This window comes from Pseudomonas sp. CM25, from assembly GCF_013179705.1.
GTDB lineage: Bacteria > Pseudomonadota > Gammaproteobacteria > Pseudomonadales > Pseudomonadaceae > Aquipseudomonas.
Window position 1 is genome coordinate 1 of record NZ_JABMCW010000585.1, and the last position, 1,920, is coordinate 1,920.

Consider the following 1,920-nt stretch of genomic DNA (forward strand, 5'->3'; position numbering starts at 1 on the left):
CCGAGCCGGTCAAGGATGCCCTGCATGCCCTGGTAGACAAACCTTCAGAACCACAAACCGCGCAGTTGGCAGCTTACCCCGGGCTGTTCGAAGCGCTGGGTTGCGAGGTTGCCGATGGCATATGGGTACAACTGCGTGACGACCAGGGCACTGCCAAAGGGGGGGTACTTTACCTTCCCAGTGACCCCGTACAAGTCTTGCGCTACTTCGATTCCCATACCGCCATCAACCACACCCTGGCAACCCAATTGAGTCATGCGTCATACCGCCAGGCATTTGCCCAACTGATTGGCCTGGAGCAGCGAGCGGCGTTCATGGGCACGTTGAAGGCGCGCCTCGCGGATGAGCAAACCGACCTGGCCCTGGAAGGCAGGGTGCAGCACGATGATGTGTTCGAGGCGCTGGCCGTGCAGCAGATAGAGCGCCTGAAGGAGAACGGCAAGCTGCTGCTGGTCACTACTGCCGATGCAGACAGCGCCGCAGTGCGTGAGCGACATGAAGCCTGGCAGCGTGCAGGGCTCGAGGTACTCAACTTTGCGGGTTTGTTCATTCCGCTGGTCGGCGGGCTGCTGCTCGGGCAACTGGTGGCCCAGACCCTGGGCGAGGTTTTCGAGGGCGCGGTGGACTGGTCCAGAGGGCATCAACATGAGGCGCTGGAGCACATGCTTGGGGTGGCCGAGACCCTCGCGAGCACTGCTTTGACAGTGGCTGGCGTCGCCTTGGCACGCAGCGCATTCGTCGCTGCGCTGGAGCCGGTGCGGCTCGCCAATGGCGCCGGGCGTCTGTGGTCAAGCGACCTGGAGCCCTATATCTGTACGCCTGACAAGATGGCTTTGCGCGAGGATGGCACCTACGGGGATGGCGAGCACCGCTGGATCAAGGCGGGTGGGTGCTTCTACGAAGTTCATCGTCCCGACCCTGAAGGCCCTTGGCGCCTTCTTCACCCAGGAAGGGCGGACGCCTATGGGCCGATTGTGCTGCACAATGGCGAACGCTGCTGGCGCTTGATGCTCGAAGCACCACAACAGTGGGACGACAGCGCGAAGATGCTCGAGACCCTATGGCCACACAACCCGCCTGTCGATAACGCAGACGCGCAGCGGATCATGCGCATGGCGGGCATCGATCAGGACGAACTGCGCGGCCTGCTTATGGAAAACAGGCGGGCGCCGACCAGTTTGCGCGAAGCCCTGAAGGCCTTTGATGCCAATGCACGGATCGACAGTTTCTTCAGTCGCCTGGCGCTGGACATTGCCTCGGACGAGGATCTGGAGCTGTTTCAATGGTGTGAAAACCAGCCAGGGGTGGGACACGGGCGCACCAACGTGCTTGCCAGCAGGCGGCAACTGAGTGACTCCATGTTCAGCCATCTGACTCGCCAGCCTGTTTCCACGCAACCGTTGCTAAAACCGCTGATGGCGCTGGGGCTTCCTGAACCCTATGCCTGTGATCTGGCCGAGGTCGCCAGCAACCAGGCACGCCAGCAGTTCCTGGACAGCGGCCAGCTGCCGCTGGCCTTGGCGGAAAAAGCCAGGTCTCTGCGGACGGTAGCCAAGGTGAGCAAGGCGCTGACCGGTATTTATGTGCCCAGTGCGTATTGCGACGAAACGGGAATGCTGGTTCTAGCCCTGCTCGATGGCGAAAGTACCGATTCGTTTAGCTTGTCGCTGAAGAAAAGTGTGGCGGACGCTGCAACGTTGAAAACCATCGGGGCTGCCGGGCAAGTTGCCGACCTTCGAGTGCTGGTGCGACAGCGAGGGGTCTTCAACCTGTATGACGGGCAAGGCAGGGCACTTGCAACCAACCCTCCGGCTTCGCCGGATATTTTTGACGCAGTGCTGGCGGCACTCGATTCGCGCGACATGCTGCCCGAAGTGGGCTTGACCACTGGCGCCACGGCGCAGCAGCTGCGCGAGAAGC

The 1,920-nt window shown here is 61.7% G+C and carries 1 protein-coding gene; it reads left to right on the forward strand.

Going from position 1 to position 1,920, the window contains the following annotated elements; all coding sequences use genetic code 11:
- The coding region (locus tag HP546_RS29705) for a dermonecrotic toxin domain-containing protein (protein ID WP_372242480.1) at positions 1-1,920 on the forward strand (1,920 nt) is incomplete at both ends.